The organism is Micromonospora sp. NPDC047620, assembly GCF_043205005.1.
Taxonomy (GTDB): Bacteria; Actinomycetota; Actinomycetes; order Mycobacteriales; family Micromonosporaceae; genus Micromonospora.
On record NZ_JBIDDG010000020.1, the window covers coordinates 63,303 to 79,793 of the forward strand.

Below are 16,491 nucleotides of genomic sequence, written 5' to 3' on the forward strand. Positions count from 1 at the left end.
ATGTCCACGGAGCGTGTCGACCGGTCGCACAGAATGTGCGATCGGCTCGTGAGGTTGGTTCGGCGCTGCCGCCGACCGTCGTCGTCGGGCACAGTGGTGCGGTGACCGTTGAGCTGGACCGCCCGGCGACCCGCCGGATGCTCGGCACCGAGACGCTGCTGGTGCTCGGCCTGTCCCTCGGCCAGTCCGCCGTCTACGCGACGGTGTCGATCGTCGCGAAGCTGGCCGCCGACGGGCCGCTGTCGAAGCAGACCGCCGCCCTCAACACCTCGGTGTCGCCCCGGCCGTGGCTGGACCTCACGTACCAGTTGCTCGGGATCGGGTTCGCGCTGCTGCCGGTGCTGCTCGCCGTACACCTGCTGGCGCGGGACCCCGGCGACCCGGCGCGGACGCTCGGCATGGACGCCCGGCGGCCCGGCCAGGACCTGGCCCGGGGCGCCGGCCTGGCCGCGCTGATCGGCCTGCCCGGCCTGGCGCTGTTCTGGGTGGCGGCCCAGCTCGGCGTCAACGCCACGCTGGTGCCGGCCGCGCTGCCCGAACTCTGGTGGACGGTGCCGGTGCTGGTCCTGGCCGCCGTGCAGAACTCGGTGCTGGAGGAGGTGATCGTGGTCGGCTACCTGGTCACCCGGCTGCGTCAGCTCCAGTGGCGGCTCGGTGCCGTCATCGCGACGAGCGCCCTGCTGCGCGGCTCGTACCACCTCTACCAGGGCTTCGGCGCCTTCGTGGGCAACGTGGTGATGGGCGTCGTGTTCAGCCTGTTCTACCTGCGCACCCGCCGGGTCATGCCGCTGGTCGTCGCGCACACCCTGCTCGACGTGTTCGCCTTCGTCGGCTACGCCCTGCTGCCGAGGGAGTGGTTCGACTGGCTGTGAGCCGGTCCGCTGGCTGTAAGCCGGTCCGCTGGCTGTGAGCCGGTCCGCGCCGCCGCCTGCCCGCCGCCTGCCCGCCGGCTTCCGCCCTTCCGCCGGCACCCGACCGGCCGTCGTCGGCTCAGCCGGCCGCTGTGCGCCGGTAGGCGTTGGTCGCGCGGGCTCAGCCGACCGCTGTACGCCGGTAGGCGGTGATCGCGCGGGCGGCGAGCCGCTCGGCCCCCGCCGCGTCGCCGGCCGCTGCCGCGAGCACCGCCGCGCCCGGCAGCAGCCGGGACGCCGCCCGCAGCGCCAGCCAGCCACCGGCCTGGGCGGCGAGCGGCGCGGCCAGCCGCCACGCCGCCTCCGCCGCCCGCGACCACGGCGCCTCACCGGGCCCGTCCGCCGCGCGGGCCGCCGCCAGCGCCGCCGCCGCGCTCCCGGCATCCGGGTGCACGCGAGTCAGCACCAGCAGCTCCACCGCCCGGTCCGGATGGGCCGGGTCCCGGCCGTACGCCGCGGCCAGGTGCAGCACCAGGTTGGCCTGGGTCCACAGCACCGCCGCCAACTCGGCCAGCGGCGCGAACACCCCCGCCAGCGCGGCCGTCGCCCCGCCCGCCCCGGCCTGCCGGACGAACCGCCGGGTCGCGAGCCGGGCCAGCCCGTCGGCACCCGCATCGGGGTACGCGTCGCGCAGCCCCTGCGCCCAGTCACGGGCCCGCGGGCCGAGCACCTGGACGGCGGCCAGGGCCAGCAGCTCCGGAGCGAACCCGGGATGGCCGAGCACCCGCGAGGTGATCTTCCGCAGGGCCGGTTCCGGCGTACGGTCCGACGGGGTGCTCGCCGGCCCCGCGTCGGCTGCGGTGCGCGCAGGTGCGGCCTTCCTCGCGGTCGTCGCCTTCCGAGCGGGTGTGACCTTCGTCGCGGCGGTCGTGTCCGCTGTCGCGGCCGGCGGCAGGTCGACGGCCTCTCGCGGCTGCTCGGCCGGCGGGGTCTTCGTGGCGGCCGTCTTCCTCGCGGGGGTCTTCTTGGCGGTCTTCTTGGCCCCGGTCTTGTTGGCCGGGGTGGCGGTGCCTGCGGCGGCCTTCCGCACGGGGGTGGTGGCCCGCGTTGCGGCGGCTTCCTCGACCGGGGGCCCGGCGGCGGCCTTCTTCGCGGGATTCTTGCTGGCGGGGGTGGCGCGGCGCGTTCGATCCGCGGCGGCCGGCGCGGGCGATCCCTCGCCCGACGCGTCCGGCGCCTGTGCCGCCACCGGCCCCGCCGGCGTTTCCTCGCCCGGACCGTTCGTCCCCGCCGTCGTGGCAGAGACGTCGGTCGGTGCCCCCTGACGGGTGGCTCCGGTGGTCACGGGATCCGTGCCGCCCGTGTGTGGGACGTCACTCCGCCCGACCGTCCCGGCCTGGTCGGCGTGCTCGCGGGACGCCGGACCGGCCGAACGATCGGCCTGGCGAGGCAGCGGCGGATCGTCCGCAGGTGGCTGGAAGAGCACCGCCGGGGCCGGCTTCACCCGCCGGGGGCGCTCCTCGGCATCCTCCGCCTGCCGGGCCGGCGCGGGCGCGGGCGGTGCCGGCTCCGGTGGCGCGGGCGGCGGCGTGAAGGTCGGCTTCGGGGAGCGCCGCCGCGCCCCCTCAGCAGGCTCTCGTCGGGCCGGCTCGCGCGGCGGCTGCTCCTGCATGGCGATGGAGCCTAGTCCCGATCGCGCCCGCGCACAGCCGGGATACCCGAGACCTGGCGGGCCCCACGCGCTCCGGCCCGCCAGGCGGCCGGTCGTAACGGGGAAGTCGCTTTGCTCCCGATCGCTGCGGGCATGTATCCTCGGGCGCGGTGGTCTGCAGGGGCCACCAGGGAGACTTCGCCTAGTCTGGTCTATGGCGCCGCACTGCTAATGCGGTTGGGGTCTTAAAGCCCCTCCCGGGTTCGAATCCCGGAGTCTCCGCGCGAAAGCCGGTTGTGTAGACTGGCCAAGCACCAAGCGCCCGTAGCTCAATGGATAGAGCATCTGACTACGGATCAGAAGGTTAGGGGTTCGAGTCCCTTCGGGCGCACAAGTTTGGAAGGGCCTGACCTGCGGACACGCGGGTCAGGCCCTTCGCTTGTCTGCCCCCTGTGAACGCGTGGCTTGCTCGGTGGCTGCTCGTCCGACGAGCATCCCCTACGTCCTGCCCTGTCCGGTGGGTTCCATGGCGTCCGGTCCGGTCCATCAGAGCCCGGGGCAGATGATCACGGGATCAACGCGAGCACCGATGTAGTGGCCGCGGCATTCACCGGGACGCGATCGTTTGGAGCGCTACCGGCACGTGGTTGGCATGGCGACCTAGAACAGCTGGGTTAGGCCCTGATTGACGATTTGCCCCTTCTATGCCTTCGTAGTCGATATATTCCGGGAGTGGACACGCCGCTGCGGGAACCGACCTTCTGGATACTCACCGCTCTCGCCGGTCCGGCACTGCACGGCTACGGGATCATCAGGGAGGTGGCTGCCCTGTCCGCGGGCCGGCTGTCCATGCGGCCTGGCACCTTGTACGGCGCGCTCGACCGGTTGGTGGATGCGGGCCTCATTGAGACCGACCGGGAGGAGGTCGTCGACGGCCGCCTGCGCCGCTACTACCGCCTCTCCGACACCGGTCGTGCCACCCTCGCTGGTGAGACCGAACGCCTGCGACGCAACGTGGAGGCAGCGACCGCCCGCCTGGGCAACCCGACGCGCGCCACCCGGCCCATCGCCCCGCGCGCCGTGGGAGGACTGGCATGAGGGACTTGGAACGCCGATACCGACGACTGTTGCGGGCCTACCCCGCCGGCTACCGCCAGGCACGGGGTGCCGAAATCGTGGGCACGTATCTCGACCTGGCCGGACCCGACCGCCGCTGGCCGTCATTCCTTGATGTGGTGGACGTGCTGGCTGGGGGTGGCCGGGAGCGCCTCCGCGTTGCCGGCGCTGCCGACCTCATACCCGGCGTACGTCTCGCCGCTTTCCTCAGCTACATCACCGCGACCGCTCTCGCTGGCTTCTGGGCCGCCGCCGAAGTGGTCACCACTTCGGATACGTGGGGCTCGCCAGCATTCGGGCCATTCGCTACCACCGGCATCGTCGTCTGGGCCAGTTGGCTGCTGGCCGCCGTCGTTCATGTCTTCGGCCCAGCCCTGTGGGTCCGCGGTGCCATCGGGCTGGCACTGTTTCTCACCGTCGCCGTGGTGCCGGTCGCCGCCCTGGCCGACCTGCCCCGCCCGTACATGTTCGTTCTGCTTCCCCAGGCAACGCTGGGCCTGCTGGCACTGGCAATTCCATCCCACACGGCGCAGCACCATCGCCTCATACCCCTGGCAATCGCACCGGCGGCGGCCCTCATCGCAGTCGGAGCCCTGTCCGGGCGAAGCAGTTGGTTCTACCGGTTCAGCTATGGGGCCGCAATCCTCCCGGAAACCGGCGCGGTCCTCTTGCTGACCGCCATGCTCGCCGCGGCCGTACTGTCTCTGCGTGGTGACGCCCGAGGGCTCTGGGCTCTTCTTGTCCTGCTCACCCCGGTCGGACTGCTCGCTCTGGACCCTCTGACCGAGAACGTCGCCCCGGTCGTGGGCGCCGGATATGCCGACTACCGCGTCATCACCGGAACCGCCGCCGCCATATTCGTCCTGGGCGGGATGACCCTGGCTGCGGCACTCGCGATCCGCGCACGTTCCAGCGCGACGGCTAGCATTCCGGCAATCTCCGTTCACGACCGCTGCCCAACCTGCGGCAAGTAGCGGTCCATGCCGATCATGAGCTCTGCGGATCGTCCGGGGCAGCGCGACATCCAACCGGATGCCAGAGTGCCGCGATGAAGGCAGACCTGCACAGTTACTTGGAGGGCGGCCGTGACGCGCTGCTGTGGAAGCTCGACGGGCTCAGCGAATACGATATTCGGCGTCCGTTGACCCGGACCGCAACCAACTTGCTCGGTCTGGTGAAGCACTCGGCGGCCATGGAGATCCTTTACTTCGGCGTCGTGTTCGGTCGGCCGTTCGAGCAGGAGTTGCCGTACGTCGGCGACGGAGCGGAGACCAATGCCGACATGTGGGCGACCGCGGATGAGACCCGCGAGGAGATCGTCGGACTGTACCGTCGCGCGATCGCCCACGCTGACACCACCATTGCAGCCCTTGCGCTGAATGAGGTCGGCCGCGTGCCGTGGTGGGCGATGCAGCGGTCACGTTGCACCACGTCTTGGTCCACGTCATCGCGCAAACACAACGGCACGACCTGCCCGACCTGCCGGCCGGCACCAGGTGGGGTGTCGGCGGCCGGACCTCGCCTACCGGCCGGTGGCTACCCCCAGTTCCGGGCAGCGAGGGCGTAGGGGCCGAACCTGCCCCAGGCGACCAACACCGCCAACGCGAGCACCACCAGGTTGCCGAGGCTGTGGGGGTATTCTCCCCGGCCGATGTGCACGATCCCGCCGCCGAGCATGACAACGGCGAGACCGGTGGCGGCGATCGGAGTGAGCACAGGCGCGATCAAGGTGAGGGCGGGAAGGATCAGCCCGACTGCGCCGAGCACCTCCAGGACGCCGATCACCTTCACCATTCCGGAAGAGAAGTCGACCACCCACGGCATCAACGGGACGAGCGAGTCTTCGGCCATGACGACCTTCATGCCGCCCGCCCCGGCGAACAGGACGGCGAGGAGGCCCTGGGCGACCCAGAGAACGATCTTCAACGTAACTCTCCACGAAACGAAGGGAACCCTGCGGTTAAGCGGTACGCCAACCGTACCAGAAACGCAGGGCACCCTTCACTTCGTAGGATTGGGTCATGAGATCTGGTAAGGGGCTGCGGAGGGACGCCGAACTCAACCGGGGACGCGTCGTGGCGGCAGCCCGTGCGGTGTTCGGCGAGCGCGGGCTGGAGGCACCGCTCGAGGACGTGGCCCGGCGGGCCGAGGTCAACATCGCCACCCTCTACCGGCACTTCCCGAAGCGGGAGTCACTGATCGAGGCGGTACTGACCGATCGGCTGAACGAGCTGGCCGACCTCGCCGAGCAGGCCGTTCGGGCACCCGACCCCGGGGCCGCCTTCCGCGACTTCGTCGAGCGGGTGTGTGCGATGCAGGCCGCCGACCGAGCGGTGACCGAAGGCTTCACCGCCTGTTTCCCCAACTCGCCCGGCATGGAGGAACCCCGGTCCCGGGCGCTGGGCGCACTGGATGCCCTGATCCGGCGCGCCCAGCAGGAGGGCCAGCTGCGCTCCGACGTGACGGGCGCCGACGTCATGCTGTTCCTGATGGCCAACGCCGGCGTGCTGCGCTCCACCCGGCAGTCGGCGCCGGGGGCGTGGCGGCGCCTGGTGGCGCTACTGCTCGACGCCTGCCATCCGGAGGGCTTCGCATCCGCACTGCCCCCCGTCCCCACTTCCGAGGAGCTGCACGACGCCATGGTCGCCACCCGCCCCGGCCGCTGACCAGCGAACGGTCGGTCAGGGGTCGGCCACGCCCGTGGCGTCCACCAGCTGACCGGTGATCCAGCGGGAATCGTCGGAAGCGAGGAAGGCGACCACGTCGGCGATGTCCGCCGGCTGACCGACCCGCCCCAGCGCCGCCCGGCCGGCCGCGTACACCTCGGCCTCAGGGTTTCCGCGCAGCCAGCCGGCGTTGGCATCAGTGTCCACGAACCCCGAAGCGGCGGCGTTCACTGTGATCCCGCGCGAGCGCCTGACATCTTTAGCGGCGCGGTCCGTCGAGCGCCCCTGACAGCCCGCTGCGATGGGTTCTACCGGGAGCTGCCTGCCGTCCCGTCGTGTCACCAGATCAAGTGCCTCGTCATGCAGCCTTGAACGGGTAATCCGGGTGGCGGATCTTGGAGCTGGCGGCGAATCCGGATTTCGGTTTGGCGTGCCGGTTGCGCCAGCGGATGTAGTCGCCGATGGCGGTGTCCTGCTCGGCGTGGCTGCGGTGGTCGGTGCCGTTGAGAGTGAAGTAGCGCACGGCGGCGAACTCGGCCTCGATCCAGTTCAGCCAGGACGCGTAGGTCGGCAGGAACACCAGTTCGACCTGATGCGTGGCGCACCAGGCGCGGACCTCGGGGTGTTTGTGCGGGGAGAAGTTGTCCAGGATCAGGTAGAGGTGCTGGTCGGGCCAACGGCGGCGCAGGGTCTTCAGGAAGGCCAGGAACTCGCGCCAGCGTTTGCGGTCGCGGATGCGGTAGTGCAGGCGCCCGGTAGTCAGGTCGAGGGCGGCGATCATGTGCCGGACGCCGTGGTCGCGGGTGTAGGTGGCCCGCAGCCGTGCCGGTTGTCCCTGGGGTCGCCAGGCGCGGCCGGGGCGGGGTTGCAGGTTAAGCGGTCCGAACTCGTCGACGCAGATCACCCGCCCGTGCGCGGGTGGGTGGTCGTAGAGGTCCAGGATCCGGCGCATCTTCGTGGTGAAGTCGGGGTCGATGCTGGCTTTCCAGGTCTTGGTGGCCTGCCAGGACACGCCGCGTTCGTGCAGGATCCGCCGGACGGTCTCGACGCTGATCGTCGTGACGTAGCCGGCGTCGATGAGGTAGTCACGCAGCTTGGCCAGTGACCTGCAGGAGAACGGTTTGCCGAGGAAGCGGGGGTCGCACCGGGCGATGACGCAGATCCAGTCTGCTCATCGATCCGTCTCGGTGCGCCCCCGCTCCATTTTGGGTCCAGCGCGTCGAACCCCCGCTCGTTGAACACGTGGATCACGTCGCGCACGTAGTCCTCGGTCACCTTCAGCAGGTGGGCGATGTCCGGGGCTGGCTGCCCCTGGGCGGACATCAGCACCACGATCGCCCGGCGCAGCTTCACCGGGTCCTTCGCGGTCCGGGTGATCCGCTGCAACCGCTGACCCTCGGCCATTGACACCTGCCGGACGAACACCTCCGGGCGTCTGCCCACCGGCCACCACCTCCCACCATGAACGATGAGAGACAGCCTGCCCGACGAATCCTCAGAACCGACGGATTACACGATCAACGTTCAAAGACGAGGCACTAGCTTTCTAGCGCCTTGAGTAGGGCGGGCCGGCTTCGTGGGCGAGGGACGCGGCGCCGTGGCGCAGGTCGTGCAACCTGACCGGGGGCAGTCCGGCGCGTTGGACAAGTTTCCGGAAGCGGGTGGTGGCGTAGTTCGGGTTGATCGGCTGGCCGTCGGCGCGGGTGAACACGTAGCCCGTGTCGGTCCAGGGGGTGCCGTCCTTGGCGGCTTGGGCGCGCTGGTCGAGCTGGCGGCGGTGGTGCGCGCGCAGCACCTGCACGGTGCGTTTGTCCAGGGCGATCGCGCGACGGCCGGCGGGGGTCTTGGGGGCGCCTTCGACGATTTGGTAGCCGGCGGTGCGGTTGCGCTCGATGGTCAGCACGCCTCGATCGAGGTCTATCTCGGTCCAGCGCAGCCCGCACGTCTCGCCGCGGCGTAGCCCGCGTAGGGCGGTGAGCCACCAGAACGCGAACAGCGAGTCGTCGGTCACGGTGCCGAGGAACGTGGCGAGCTGGTCGGCGGTCCACACGGCCACGGCCGGCCGGTTACCCGTCTGTTCCCACTGATGGACCCGAACCTCGGTCCAGACTTTGGCGTGGGGTTGCTGGTAGCCGCTGATCTCGATGTGGCGGGCGGGGTTGCAGTCGAGCAGCCCTTCGCGGACGGCGAGGTTGAGCGCGGCGCGCAGGGTGGTGCGTAGGTGCTGCATCGCCGACGCGGACTGGGGTCGGCCCTTGCTGTTCGTGGTGGTGGCGATCTCCGTGAACGTGGCCCGTAGGAGGCGGGCGTCGAGGTCGGCCAGCCGGTGGCGCCCGAGGTGGGGGATGAGGACGTTCTCGACGTCGCGGGTGTAGTGGAAGCGGGTGGTGGGACGGATCTTCGTGCGGTTGTCGAGCCAGTGCCGCAGCCACCGCTCGGCTGTCCAGCCCTGCGCCGTGCGGTTGGCTTCGGTGATGCTCAACCATTCCTGACGGGCCCGGCGGGCGGCAGCCTGTGATGGGTAGCCGCCGCGGCGTACCCGCTCGGAGCGGCCGAGGAGGTTGGCCGCCGAGCAGTGGAAGTACCAGGTGCCGTGGCCGTGTTCGCCGAGCCGTGGGCAGGACTTCTCCAGCCGTCGGCCATCGAGGCGGCATCCGCACCGCTTGAAGCTCACACCTGATGTCGCCATGTCAGCCACCTCTCCTGCCGTCTTGAGAGACAGGATGGGTTGTCACCGTGGCGTCTGCGGTGATAGTGGCTGACCCGGCGGGGTGTGCTCCGCGGCGGGCGCCGACCGCCGCCGTCGGCGCCGCCACTGCGAGGATGACGACCACGGTCGCGGTGCCGGCAGCGAGCCCCCTCGTCGGAGCCGTTGTCACGCTGCTCATCGGACCGACATTGAGGCCCATCCCCATCCCCCATCGCCCCGCCTCCCGCTGAGACAACGCGGCCGGGGCCTCGCTGCGTGGCGAATAGGCCGGCGAGACTAGCCCATAGGCTGTCGCCATGACGGCGCGCCACGAAGTCATCGACCTAGATATGCCCGGCACTGAACTTGGAGGCTCGGACGGGGGCTGGTTTGCCGGGGCCACGCTCGGACGGAAGGCGGTTCGGCGCGTCGACCTGCAGCGGGCCCGGCCTGCCGATCAGCTGCGTGGTTCCCGCGCCGGACCGGTTTCGTCCGCTGGCTGCTCGGTCGGCTGACCACACAGCCCGCTGGTAGCGCTGTACCCCGAGCAGCGCCGCCAGCTAACTGAGCGCGCTGACAGCGGCGGCGAACTGATCGAGGTAGAACACCAGTAGGCCAAAGACGGTCAGCGAGGTCAGCAGGCCGGCCTGGGCGAGCCCGGCGGCTCGGCGAGCCACCCCACGCAGCAGCCCGGTGGCCACGATGAGCGCGGTTCCTACGCAGACGTCCAGCAGCGCCCGGACGAGCAGGAGGAGCCGCGGACGCCGGCTCAGCTTCGAGGAGTAGAGCTGCGTCCGAGCCATGCTGCGCCGGCTCCTCGATGAACGCTTCGGTAGGAAGTTCGAACGGTCGTGGTGGCGATGCTGATCGCGGTACTGAACATCGACCGAGTGGGCCGTGACCAGGTTGCCATGCTTCTGTCTCTTGAGCTGGCGGTCCTCGGCTCGGCGTTCGTGGCATCGTCACGGCAACAAGCAGCCCTTCGCCGCAGGCCCCGTGTATCGCGGTGTCGGGCGGCCAACTGACCTGCTGCCGGTAACGCGGTGCGAGCCGGTCGGTGAGACGACGGGCTCGCCGCGCGAGGCTCATCGCGCGACGAGCGGTGCGGGCGGGGCGTGCGTTCCCCGCCGGCGTCGCCCTGGCCGCGGGCAAGAAACTGGTGCTGTGCCTGTAATCCTCGCACCTTCCCGCGCCATTCCTGCTTTGGAAGGCCCTGTTGGAGAGGATTGGTGCCGTGGACGACGAGGATGCATGGTTCACCGGCTTGTACACCCGGATGCATCCTCGGGTGCTGGCCTACGCCCGGCGCCGCGTGCGCTACGACCAAGCGGTTGAGGTGACGGACGAGACGTTCCTGATCGCTTGGCGGCGGCGCGAGGACCTTCCTGCCGCAGTCTTGCCATGGCTTCTCGTTACGGCGCGCAACCTCATCGCCGAGCAGGTACGCAGGGGCGACAGGCAAGACGCGCTGGCGTTGGAGCTGGCTCGCTGTGCGCAGGTGGCACCTCATCAGGGCGTGGACGCGGTGGTTGTCGAGCGCATGACAGTGCTGACCGCGCTTGCTCAGCTCGGGGACAAGGAGCGAGAGGCGCTGATCTTGACCGTCTGGGACGGGCTGCCTCACCGGCAGGCCGCTGAGGTTGCGGGGTGCTCTTCTGTGGCGTTTGCCGTCCGGCTGCACCGTGCTCGTCGGCGGCTGGCTGCGGCGCTGGAAGAACTGGACGGCAGACCGGGTGGAGGTGCCGGAGGTTCGATACCGGCGGACTCATCGACAGCTAGTGACGTCGCGAGCGAGAGGAGCTAATTTCATGACCAGCAGGGTGAAGTCGGCGTTGGCGCGGATGCAGGCGCAACCTTTCCCAGATGGGCCGCCTGCAGATTCTGAGCTGGCGACGTTTCCTCAGGGCCTTCGCGGCACCTCGATTCCTGCCGCCTCGCCGGTGCACGGGAGGCGCCGTGCCGTTTCCCGGCGTGCCGTGCTGGTCGGTGGCCTGGCCACCGCGGTGGCAGCCACATCAATCGCCGTTCCGTCGCTGTTGGGCGGCGGTACCGCCGCCTACGCCTTCACTCCGGAGATGTTGACCTACACCCCGGTCGCACAATCAGCCCGTGACGTGTTGGGGAACCTGGCCGCACGAGCGCGCGAGCAGCCGGCAGCGCAGGCTGGTGGCCCTTACCACTACATGCATCAGCGTGGCTGGTATCTCGGGGTCGCGGGGGACACCGAAGGTCGAATTCTCAGCTCTGGCATCAACGAGATCATCCGTGAGCAGTGGATCGCTCCGGACGGCTCCGGGCGGCTCAGGCGTGACGATGGACGCTCGGCCGTGTCGGATGAGCACTTCGGACCCGGAGGGCTCTTCGCCGGCTTCGTCCGCGAAGGCGGGATGCCTGAGGTCATCCGGCCATCCGGTAACGGAGGCAAGGATGCGGTCGGTGTGCTGAGAGCTGCCGCCGACCTTTGGGGGCGCCAGGTGCTCTCACCACGGCAACAGGCAGATCTTCTCCTCATCCTCGCCGACCAGGCAGGGCTCTCCGTCCTCGGCGACACGACGGACCGGGCAGGTCGTGTCGGTGTGGCCATCGGCGCGGAGCATCGCGGGGGAGCGGGTGAACGGCTCGTGCTGGTCTTCGCTCCCAGTACCGGCGCTCTGCTCGACGTGGAGTCGATTGTCCTCAAAGACAGTGACCTACCCGTCAAGGCACCGGCGACCATCGAGTACACCGTCTGGTTGGCCACGGGACATACCAGTTCGCTGCAGTCACGGCTCTAACGCACCACAGAGCGCGGGGCGGGTGGTCACGATGAAGCCGTCACGGCAGGAGCCCGCCGTACCGTGATCGAGTCGAATATTAGGATGAGTAATGATGGACTATCGAGCGGCAAGATCAAAGATCCGGCAGAGTAGAAGATGGCGCGCGGCCGTCCTCGGACTTCGAATCGGCGTCATGAGTCTACCGATTTTGCTCGTCTTGATGCTGGTGGGGCGCTTTGCCGGTGCCAAAGAGGTGGTTGTTCCAATCATCTTCGCTGTCCTTCCGCTCACGGTAATCTCGATCCTTGCGGGCTGGGTGGGCGCGCTGCTTCTGATCCGCGAGACTGGTCGCTACACGGGTGCAACTGCTGGATATGTCAATCCCGCTCGCGCCTGGGATCTCATGCAGGCACTGGTTTCTGATCTCTGCAATTTCCGGCGCTGGTAGGAAATGTTCTGTCCGTCGGTCGCTGCTCGCCCCAGGCTGCCGGGGCTCACCAGTCGGCCGGCCAGGTTGCTCGATGGCTGCTCGTCCGACGAGCATCCCCTGTGTCCCGCCCAGTCCGGTAGGTTCCGGGGTGTCCGGTCCGGGTCCCGCCGGTAGCCTCACCGGGATGCAGACCTCGATGCGTGACCTGACCGATGACGATCGTGAGCTGATCGAGCACGCCCGCCAGATCGTGGATGCGAACACCGACGGCGTGGACGGCGTCCATACCGTCGGGGCAGCGGTACGCGGAGTCGATGGACGCATGTACGGAGGTATCAACCTTCACCACTTCACTGGTGGCCCCTGCGCTGAACTGGTCGCACTCGCTCACGCCCGTGCTTCTGGAGCACGCGAGCTGACGACGATCGTGGCGGTAGGCAACTTCGGTCGCGGGCCCGTCAGTCCGTGCGGGCGTGACCGCCAGGTGCTGTTCGACTACCACCCAGACATCAGGGTGATATTGCCAACCTTGGCTGGCGCGAAAAGCGTGTGGATCCGGGACCTCATGCCACTGGTGACCCCGTGGACGCCGTAGGCACTCTAGGCGAACTGTCGAACATGTCGTGGGACGGATTCGTCAAGCATGTGGTGGGACTAGACAATTACAGGCAGCTCCCGAGCCGACCAAGGCCAGTACGACATAAGCGACCCGCCCGACACCCTTACCTGCAGGCCGCAACGGTCGGGCTGGCGCGGTGCGGTGCCATCACAGCCGGAGTTCGGCTAGACGGGTTCATGGTCGCCCGCCGGTGGCTCCAGGGCATCCACATCGTCGCCCTGGTGGGCCTCGGCGCCGCCTTGCTGACGCCATGACGGCGCGGCCATCTGCTTCTGGCGTTTCGGTGCCTCGTGCGGTGAGCTAGCGATATGAGTGACATCGTCAGCTTCGGCCCCGAGGAGCCGTCCCGGCCCCGCCGGCGGCGAGTTGTGGTGACGGGCACCGTCGTCCTGGTCGCCGGGATCGCCATCGCGGGTGCGTTGCGAGATCGGCCGAAGCCGCTCCCGCAAGTGTCGCCGCCCGTCGCGGAGACATCGTGCGGCGTGTCTCAGTCGATGGCTGGCTTGGTGCTTGAGCTTCCCGGCGGCGGTCCACCCCGCGACTTGAGCCAGGATCGCTGCGACCGCACCGCCGCGGACGGCCCCTGGACTGTAGTGATTCGCCGGTTGGACGGCTCCCTCGCTCAGCGGGGCGCAGTGATCACCTACCCCGTCGCGGCGGATCCGGGGCGGCAGGCGCTGGGCGAGCTCACCTGGCCGCTGGCCGGGTCCCAGGCACGGATCCGTGGTGACCTCGGGGCGGCCGGGCTGGCCGCGCTCGCCGACCGGGTCACCGTCGTGGCGGGCCGGCCACGCCTGAACCCGCCGGCCGGCTACGTCGTCACCTCTACCGGCCCGTACCGGGCGGCAGCGGTGCACGAGGCCGGGTACGGCAGTGCCGCAGCCGCCGAGCAAGGCGCACTCGGGGATGGCTGGGTGCACACCGGCCTGGTGGACGGAGGCGGCTTCGAGGACGCTCTCTACGCCGCCAGAGCGCGGACCGCCCCGGCGGTGGGCGGGCACCCGGCCGTTCTCGCCGGCGTCCGCGAGGGAGCGGCCCTGCTGTGTTGGGAGCCCGAGCCGGGACGGGTGGCCTTCGTGGCGTACGGCGGGGGCACCGCACCGGACGCCGCCGCCGGAGCGGCCCTGCACCGTCTCGCCACGCAGACCCGCGTCCTTACGGCCGCCGAGTGGCAGGCGACAAAGCCCGTCATCGTCGAGCAGGTCAACGACGACCGCCACCCAGGCCCGTGGCCCGTGCCGCTCCCCGAATGATAATGGCCGGGCATCTCCGGCCTCCGCTCGCGCGGATCTCTCCGACCGAGGCGGCGAATCTCCGCCAGCCTGACATGCATGCGCGGCCCCGGCCTTTACGGAGTCGATGTCACCAGCTAATTCGGTCGCCGCGACCCGTCTCGTCGTTTGCTCATCAGCCGCGCGGTCTCCCGTTCCAACTCCGCGATCCGCTGGGCATCCGCCGTCGACGTCCCCGGCCGCTGCCCAGAGTCGACCTCAGCCTGACGCACCCACTTACGCAGCGTCTCCCGGTTGAACCCCAACTGGTCGGCGACCCAGGCCACCGCGCCCTGCCGCTGACCAGTCGATCTACGCACCTCAAAGACGAGCCGGACCGCCCGGTCACGAATCTCGTCGCTGTACTTCCTCGGTGCAGGCATGGTGACTCCTACCCTTTGCAGGCTTCAGAGCCTCCAAGTCACCCGGGCGCTTCACCAGGACTCGCGGCGCCCACGCCGGCGGGATCGTAGCCGGGCTTGCATCGCTCCAGTGCGCATCTGCGGCATCGGCCGATAACGATGCCGCGGGCGGCCTTCCCCCAGCCCTGTCGACACCGGCGGGCCGCGGGTCGTCGCCGATCGCAGGCAACCTGGCCGGTCGCGGACGGGGGCCAGGCATACGGACGCCGCGACCCGGATGGCCCACCGATTAGCCACCCCAGAAGGCGCAGCGCTCTACAAACGCCGCGCAGCCACCGTCGAACCGGTCCATGGCCACCTCAAGGAACGCATCACGTTGCGTTGCTTCGCCCGTCGAGGTCTGGCTACCCGCCAAGCAGAGCTCGACTTCGCCGCGTTGGTTCTCAACCTCCGCAAGCTGATCCAACTGGACCACGACCTCCGAACAGATGCCCTCGCGGGGTGAGGGACCGGTAGGCCCCTGCCCCGCTTGTTTCTCCAGCCGAAGACACATGCCTACTGCGGCGCCTACAAATCGCAACAGCCTCCGTCCCGGCGCGGGTGTCCCACTCCCGATGCCGGTAACCGTTGCGGGAGGTCGCCCGCTCCTCGCTGCGCTGCCCGTATCCGCCGCCGCAGAGCGCGTCCGCCTCGGCGGACATCACCGCCTGCGCGAACGTCTTGATCATCGCCTGCAACACGTCCGGCGACGCGGCCTTGATCCGCTCGCGTGGCAGGTCAACAAGGTTCGCACTTGCAGATGCGGCCATCGCGTCCTCTCTTCCTTCTCTGACTTGGTCGTCTTGAAGGATCGATGCGGTGGCCGTCTCCTATCTACGCAACACGCCCATCACGGGCAAGTCGCACATCACCCCCTCTACTTCATCTACCAACCGGGCGGCCTCTGATGCCCGGCCAGGGGGTGCGGTTTGGTTGCTCCGTGGCCGCTCGGACGTCGAGGAACTGACACGGATGCGCCCGGACCAGCCGAATTTCTGGCCCTCTTGGGCACCCACTTTTTGATCGATGCTAGCGAATATAGCAGCGGACCTGCCGGGACTTCGCCGGATTTAGTCGGGCGTGGCCGGACTCGGTCGGACGATTCGCGTTATGCATCGAAGGATCTGACTACGGATCAGAAGGTTAGGGGTTCGAGCCCCTTCGGGCGCATAGCAGGTCAAGGGCCGGTTTCCTGTCACGGGGAACCGGCCCTTGACCTTTCTGACCCCCACGGCTGACCCCTACGCCTACGCGTCGAAGAGGAAGCCGAGCCGGTCCACGGCGTCCTGCTGTACCCGCCGGGTGGCCTCGAAGTAGATGGACTTCGTGACGGTCGGGGAGCTGTGTCCGAGCACGTCGTGGACACGAATACGGCGAACTCCCGCCCGCTCACACAACTGCTCGAAATGCCGATTGATGTTGCGCGGCTCGACCGGAGTGCCGATTCTTGTCGTGAACAGCAAGCCATGATCTTGCCAGCGGTCCCCGGCCGCCTCGCGCTCCGTCCGTTGCAGCGTCCGATGAACGCGCAGCACGTTGACCAGGCCGGGCGGCAGTGCCACGGCCCGCTCCGAGCCGTCCGTCTTCACCGGCCCGAACCGCAGCTGCCCGCCGGTGCGTTGCAGTGTTTGCCGAATGCGGAGCACGTTGTCGATCAGGTCCACGTCGACCCACCGCAGCGCCAACGCCTCACCGCGGCGCAGCCCGAGCGCCAAGGCGACCGAGTACCGGTACCACCGGTCATCCCGCGCCGCCTTCAAGAACCGCCTCGCCTCGTCAGCCGTCCACGGCGTGAACTTCGGCCGGTACCGGTGCGAGATCCGCAGCGCCTTCGCCGGGTTGCTCCCCAGCAGCTCCTCCGTCACCGCGTCTTGAAGCGCCGCCCGCAGGAGCCGATGTGCATACCGGATCGAACCATCGGACAGGAACACCTCACAGCACGGCCGAGGGGACTTGGCGCAGCACCTCGCCGGGCGCCCACGCTCCACGCGCTTCGCGTCCTTCTTCAAAGCACAGCACTGGCACACGCTCTTGAGCCGGG

At 69.3% G+C, this 16,491-nt stretch carries 18 protein-coding genes, 3 tRNA genes and 3 pseudogenes; 14 read left to right on the forward strand and 10 right to left on the reverse strand.

What is annotated here, in order from left to right; all coding sequences use genetic code 11:
* The first annotated feature begins 101 nt into the window (after window positions 1–101).
* Complete coding sequence (locus ACGF5C_RS23365) at window positions 102–872, forward strand: CPBP family intramembrane glutamic endopeptidase (RefSeq protein WP_393304771.1); 771 nt, start codon at window positions 102–104, stop codon at window positions 870–872.
* A gap of 160 nt (window positions 873–1,032) precedes the next feature.
* On the opposite strand, the gene ACGF5C_RS23370 is transcribed toward ACGF5C_RS23365, so the two are convergent.
* The gene (locus tag ACGF5C_RS23370; protein WP_393304773.1) at window positions 1,033–2,523 is read right to left on the reverse strand and encodes a hypothetical protein; all 1,491 of its coding nucleotides are present in this window, start codon (window positions 2,521–2,523) and stop codon (window positions 1,033–1,035) included.
* Between the two features lie 170 nt (window positions 2,524–2,693).
* On the opposite strand from ACGF5C_RS23370, the gene ACGF5C_RS23375 reads away from it, so the two are divergent.
* The 5 genes from ACGF5C_RS23375 to ACGF5C_RS23395 all read left to right on the forward strand — a co-directional run bounded on the left by ACGF5C_RS23375 (window position 2,694) and on the right by ACGF5C_RS23395 (window position 5,185).
* Window positions 2,694–2,784: transfer RNA gene (locus ACGF5C_RS23375), tRNA-Ser, on the forward strand.
* Window positions 2,785–2,820: 36 nt separating this feature from the next.
* Window positions 2,821–2,893: transfer RNA gene (locus tag ACGF5C_RS23380), tRNA-Arg, on the forward strand.
* Between the two features lie 341 nt (window positions 2,894–3,234).
* Window positions 3,235–3,600: a PadR family transcriptional regulator gene (locus ACGF5C_RS23385; RefSeq protein ID WP_393304775.1), complete on the forward strand. Its 366-nt coding sequence runs from the start codon at window positions 3,235–3,237 to the stop codon at window positions 3,598–3,600.
* Between the two features lie 77 nt (window positions 3,601–3,677).
* Entirely contained in the window at window positions 3,678–4,592 is a 915-nt protein-coding gene (locus tag ACGF5C_RS23390; protein WP_393304777.1) for a hypothetical protein, read from the forward strand.
* 74 nt (window positions 4,593–4,666) lie between these two features.
* Entirely contained in the window at window positions 4,667–5,185 is a 519-nt protein-coding gene (locus tag ACGF5C_RS23395) for a DinB family protein (RefSeq protein WP_393304779.1), read from the forward strand.
* On the opposite strand, the gene ACGF5C_RS23400 is transcribed toward ACGF5C_RS23395, so the two are convergent.
* Window positions 5,155–5,544: a DoxX family protein gene (locus ACGF5C_RS23400; protein WP_393304781.1), complete on the reverse strand. Its 390-nt coding sequence runs from the start codon at window positions 5,542–5,544 to the stop codon at window positions 5,155–5,157. The genes ACGF5C_RS23395 and ACGF5C_RS23400 overlap by 31 nt on opposite strands.
* 95 nt (window positions 5,545–5,639) lie before the next feature.
* On the opposite strand from ACGF5C_RS23400, the gene ACGF5C_RS23405 reads away from it, so the two are divergent.
* On the forward strand, window positions 5,640–6,284 hold the full coding sequence (locus ACGF5C_RS23405) for a TetR/AcrR family transcriptional regulator (protein ID WP_393304782.1): 645 nt from the start codon (window positions 5,640–5,642) through the stop codon (window positions 6,282–6,284).
* 15 nt (window positions 6,285–6,299) lie between these two features.
* Here the strand turns inward: ACGF5C_RS23405 and ACGF5C_RS23410 are convergent, their stop codons facing one another.
* From ACGF5C_RS23410 to ACGF5C_RS23430, 5 genes and pseudogenes are all read right to left on the reverse strand, one after another.
* Window positions 6,300–6,626 (reverse strand): SDR family oxidoreductase, encoded by a 327-nt coding sequence (locus ACGF5C_RS23410; RefSeq protein WP_393304784.1) that lies wholly within the window; start codon window positions 6,624–6,626, stop codon window positions 6,300–6,302.
* Between the two features lie 16 nt (window positions 6,627–6,642).
* Window positions 6,643–7,446, reverse strand: coding sequence for an IS630 family transposase (locus ACGF5C_RS23415; protein ID WP_393304866.1), 804 nt, complete (start codon window positions 7,444–7,446; stop codon window positions 6,643–6,645).
* A 65-nt stretch (window positions 7,447–7,511) separates the two neighbouring features.
* A pseudogene (locus ACGF5C_RS23420) lies at window positions 7,512–7,607 on the reverse strand (helix-turn-helix domain-containing protein); the annotation flags it as partial.
* Window positions 7,608–7,830: 223 nt separating this feature from the next.
* Window positions 7,831–8,973, reverse strand: a complete 1,143-nt coding sequence (gene xerC, locus ACGF5C_RS23425) for a tyrosine recombinase XerC (protein ID WP_393304786.1) — start codon at window positions 8,971–8,973, stop codon at window positions 7,831–7,833.
* 560 nt (window positions 8,974–9,533) lie between these two features.
* Complete coding sequence (locus ACGF5C_RS23430) at window positions 9,534–9,776, reverse strand: hypothetical protein (RefSeq protein ID WP_393304788.1); 243 nt, start codon at window positions 9,774–9,776, stop codon at window positions 9,534–9,536.
* 431 nt (window positions 9,777–10,207) lie between these two features.
* On the opposite strand from ACGF5C_RS23430, the gene ACGF5C_RS23435 reads away from it, so the two are divergent.
* The 5 genes from ACGF5C_RS23435 (at window position 10,208) to ACGF5C_RS23455 (ending at window position 14,031) form a co-directional block, all read left to right on the forward strand.
* Window positions 10,208–10,777: an RNA polymerase sigma factor gene (locus tag ACGF5C_RS23435; protein WP_393304790.1), complete on the forward strand. Its 570-nt coding sequence runs from the start codon at window positions 10,208–10,210 to the stop codon at window positions 10,775–10,777.
* Window positions 10,778–10,781: 4 nt separating this feature from the next.
* Complete coding sequence (locus ACGF5C_RS23440; protein ID WP_393304792.1) at window positions 10,782–11,747, forward strand: CU044_5270 family protein; 966 nt, start codon at window positions 10,782–10,784, stop codon at window positions 11,745–11,747.
* A gap of 175 nt (window positions 11,748–11,922) precedes the next feature.
* Window positions 11,923–12,177 (forward strand): hypothetical protein, encoded by a 255-nt coding sequence (locus ACGF5C_RS23445; RefSeq protein ID WP_393304794.1) that lies wholly within the window; start codon window positions 11,923–11,925, stop codon window positions 12,175–12,177.
* 166 nt (window positions 12,178–12,343) lie between these two features.
* Window positions 12,344–12,754 carry a cytidine deaminase family protein gene (locus tag ACGF5C_RS23450; protein ID WP_393304796.1) on the forward strand — a complete coding sequence of 137 codons (411 nt, stop codon included), beginning with the start codon at window positions 12,344–12,346 and terminating at the stop codon, window positions 12,752–12,754.
* 659 nt (window positions 12,755–13,413) lie between these two features.
* Window positions 13,414–14,031 (forward strand): hypothetical protein, encoded by a 618-nt coding sequence (locus tag ACGF5C_RS23455; RefSeq protein ID WP_393304797.1) that lies wholly within the window; start codon window positions 13,414–13,416, stop codon window positions 14,029–14,031.
* A gap of 116 nt (window positions 14,032–14,147) precedes the next feature.
* Here the strand turns inward: ACGF5C_RS23455 and ACGF5C_RS23460 are convergent, their stop codons facing one another.
* A complete protein-coding gene (locus ACGF5C_RS23460) occupies window positions 14,148–14,432 on the reverse strand; it encodes a transposase (RefSeq protein WP_393304799.1) in 285 nt (94 codons plus the stop codon).
* Between the two features lie 223 nt (window positions 14,433–14,655).
* On the opposite strand from ACGF5C_RS23460, the pseudogene ACGF5C_RS23465 reads away from it, so the two are divergent.
* Window positions 14,656–14,916 (forward strand): annotated as a pseudogene (locus ACGF5C_RS23465) (transposase); the annotation flags it as partial.
* A gap of 52 nt (window positions 14,917–14,968) precedes the next feature.
* Here the strand turns inward: ACGF5C_RS23465 and ACGF5C_RS23470 are convergent.
* Window positions 14,969–15,220, reverse strand: a pseudogene (locus ACGF5C_RS23470) (transposase); the annotation flags it as partial.
* Window positions 15,221–15,528: 308 nt separating this feature from the next.
* Here ACGF5C_RS23470 and ACGF5C_RS23475 point away from each other — a divergent pair.
* Window positions 15,529–15,620, forward strand: a tRNA-Arg gene (locus tag ACGF5C_RS23475).
* Window positions 15,621–15,697: 77 nt separating this feature from the next.
* Here ACGF5C_RS23475 and ACGF5C_RS23480 read toward each other — a convergent pair.
* Entirely contained in the window at window positions 15,698–16,459 is a 762-nt protein-coding gene (locus ACGF5C_RS23480) for a tyrosine-type recombinase/integrase (RefSeq protein ID WP_393304800.1), read from the reverse strand.
* Window positions 16,460–16,491 lie beyond the last annotated feature (32 nt).

What these genes read in the sequence shown, in the direction of transcription:
- ACGF5C_RS23440 (WP_393304792.1), top strand. Translation starts at nt 10,782, where the DNA reads ATGACCAGCAGGGTGAAGTCGGCGTTGGCGCGGATGCAGGCGCAACCT.
- xerC (WP_393304786.1), bottom strand. Translation starts at nt 8,973, where the DNA reads ATGGCGACATCAGGTGTGAGCTTCAAGCGGTGCGGATGCCGCCTCGAT.
- ACGF5C_RS23460 (WP_393304799.1), bottom strand. Translation starts at nt 14,432, where the DNA reads ATGCCTGCACCGAGGAAGTACAGCGACGAGATTCGTGACCGGGCGGTC.
- ACGF5C_RS23405 (WP_393304782.1), top strand. Translation starts at nt 5,640, where the DNA reads ATGAGATCTGGTAAGGGGCTGCGGAGGGACGCCGAACTCAACCGGGGA.
- ACGF5C_RS23370 (WP_393304773.1), bottom strand. Translation starts at nt 2,523, where the DNA reads ATGCAGGAGCAGCCGCCGCGCGAGCCGGCCCGACGAGAGCCTGCTGAG.
- ACGF5C_RS23450 (WP_393304796.1), top strand. Translation starts at nt 12,344, where the DNA reads ATGCAGACCTCGATGCGTGACCTGACCGATGACGATCGTGAGCTGATC.
- ACGF5C_RS23395 (WP_393304779.1), top strand. Translation starts at nt 4,667, where the DNA reads ATGAAGGCAGACCTGCACAGTTACTTGGAGGGCGGCCGTGACGCGCTG.
- ACGF5C_RS23430 (WP_393304788.1), bottom strand. Translation starts at nt 9,776, where the DNA reads ATGGCTCGGACGCAGCTCTACTCCTCGAAGCTGAGCCGGCGTCCGCGG.
- ACGF5C_RS23445 (WP_393304794.1), top strand. Translation starts at nt 11,923, where the DNA reads ATGAGTCTACCGATTTTGCTCGTCTTGATGCTGGTGGGGCGCTTTGCC.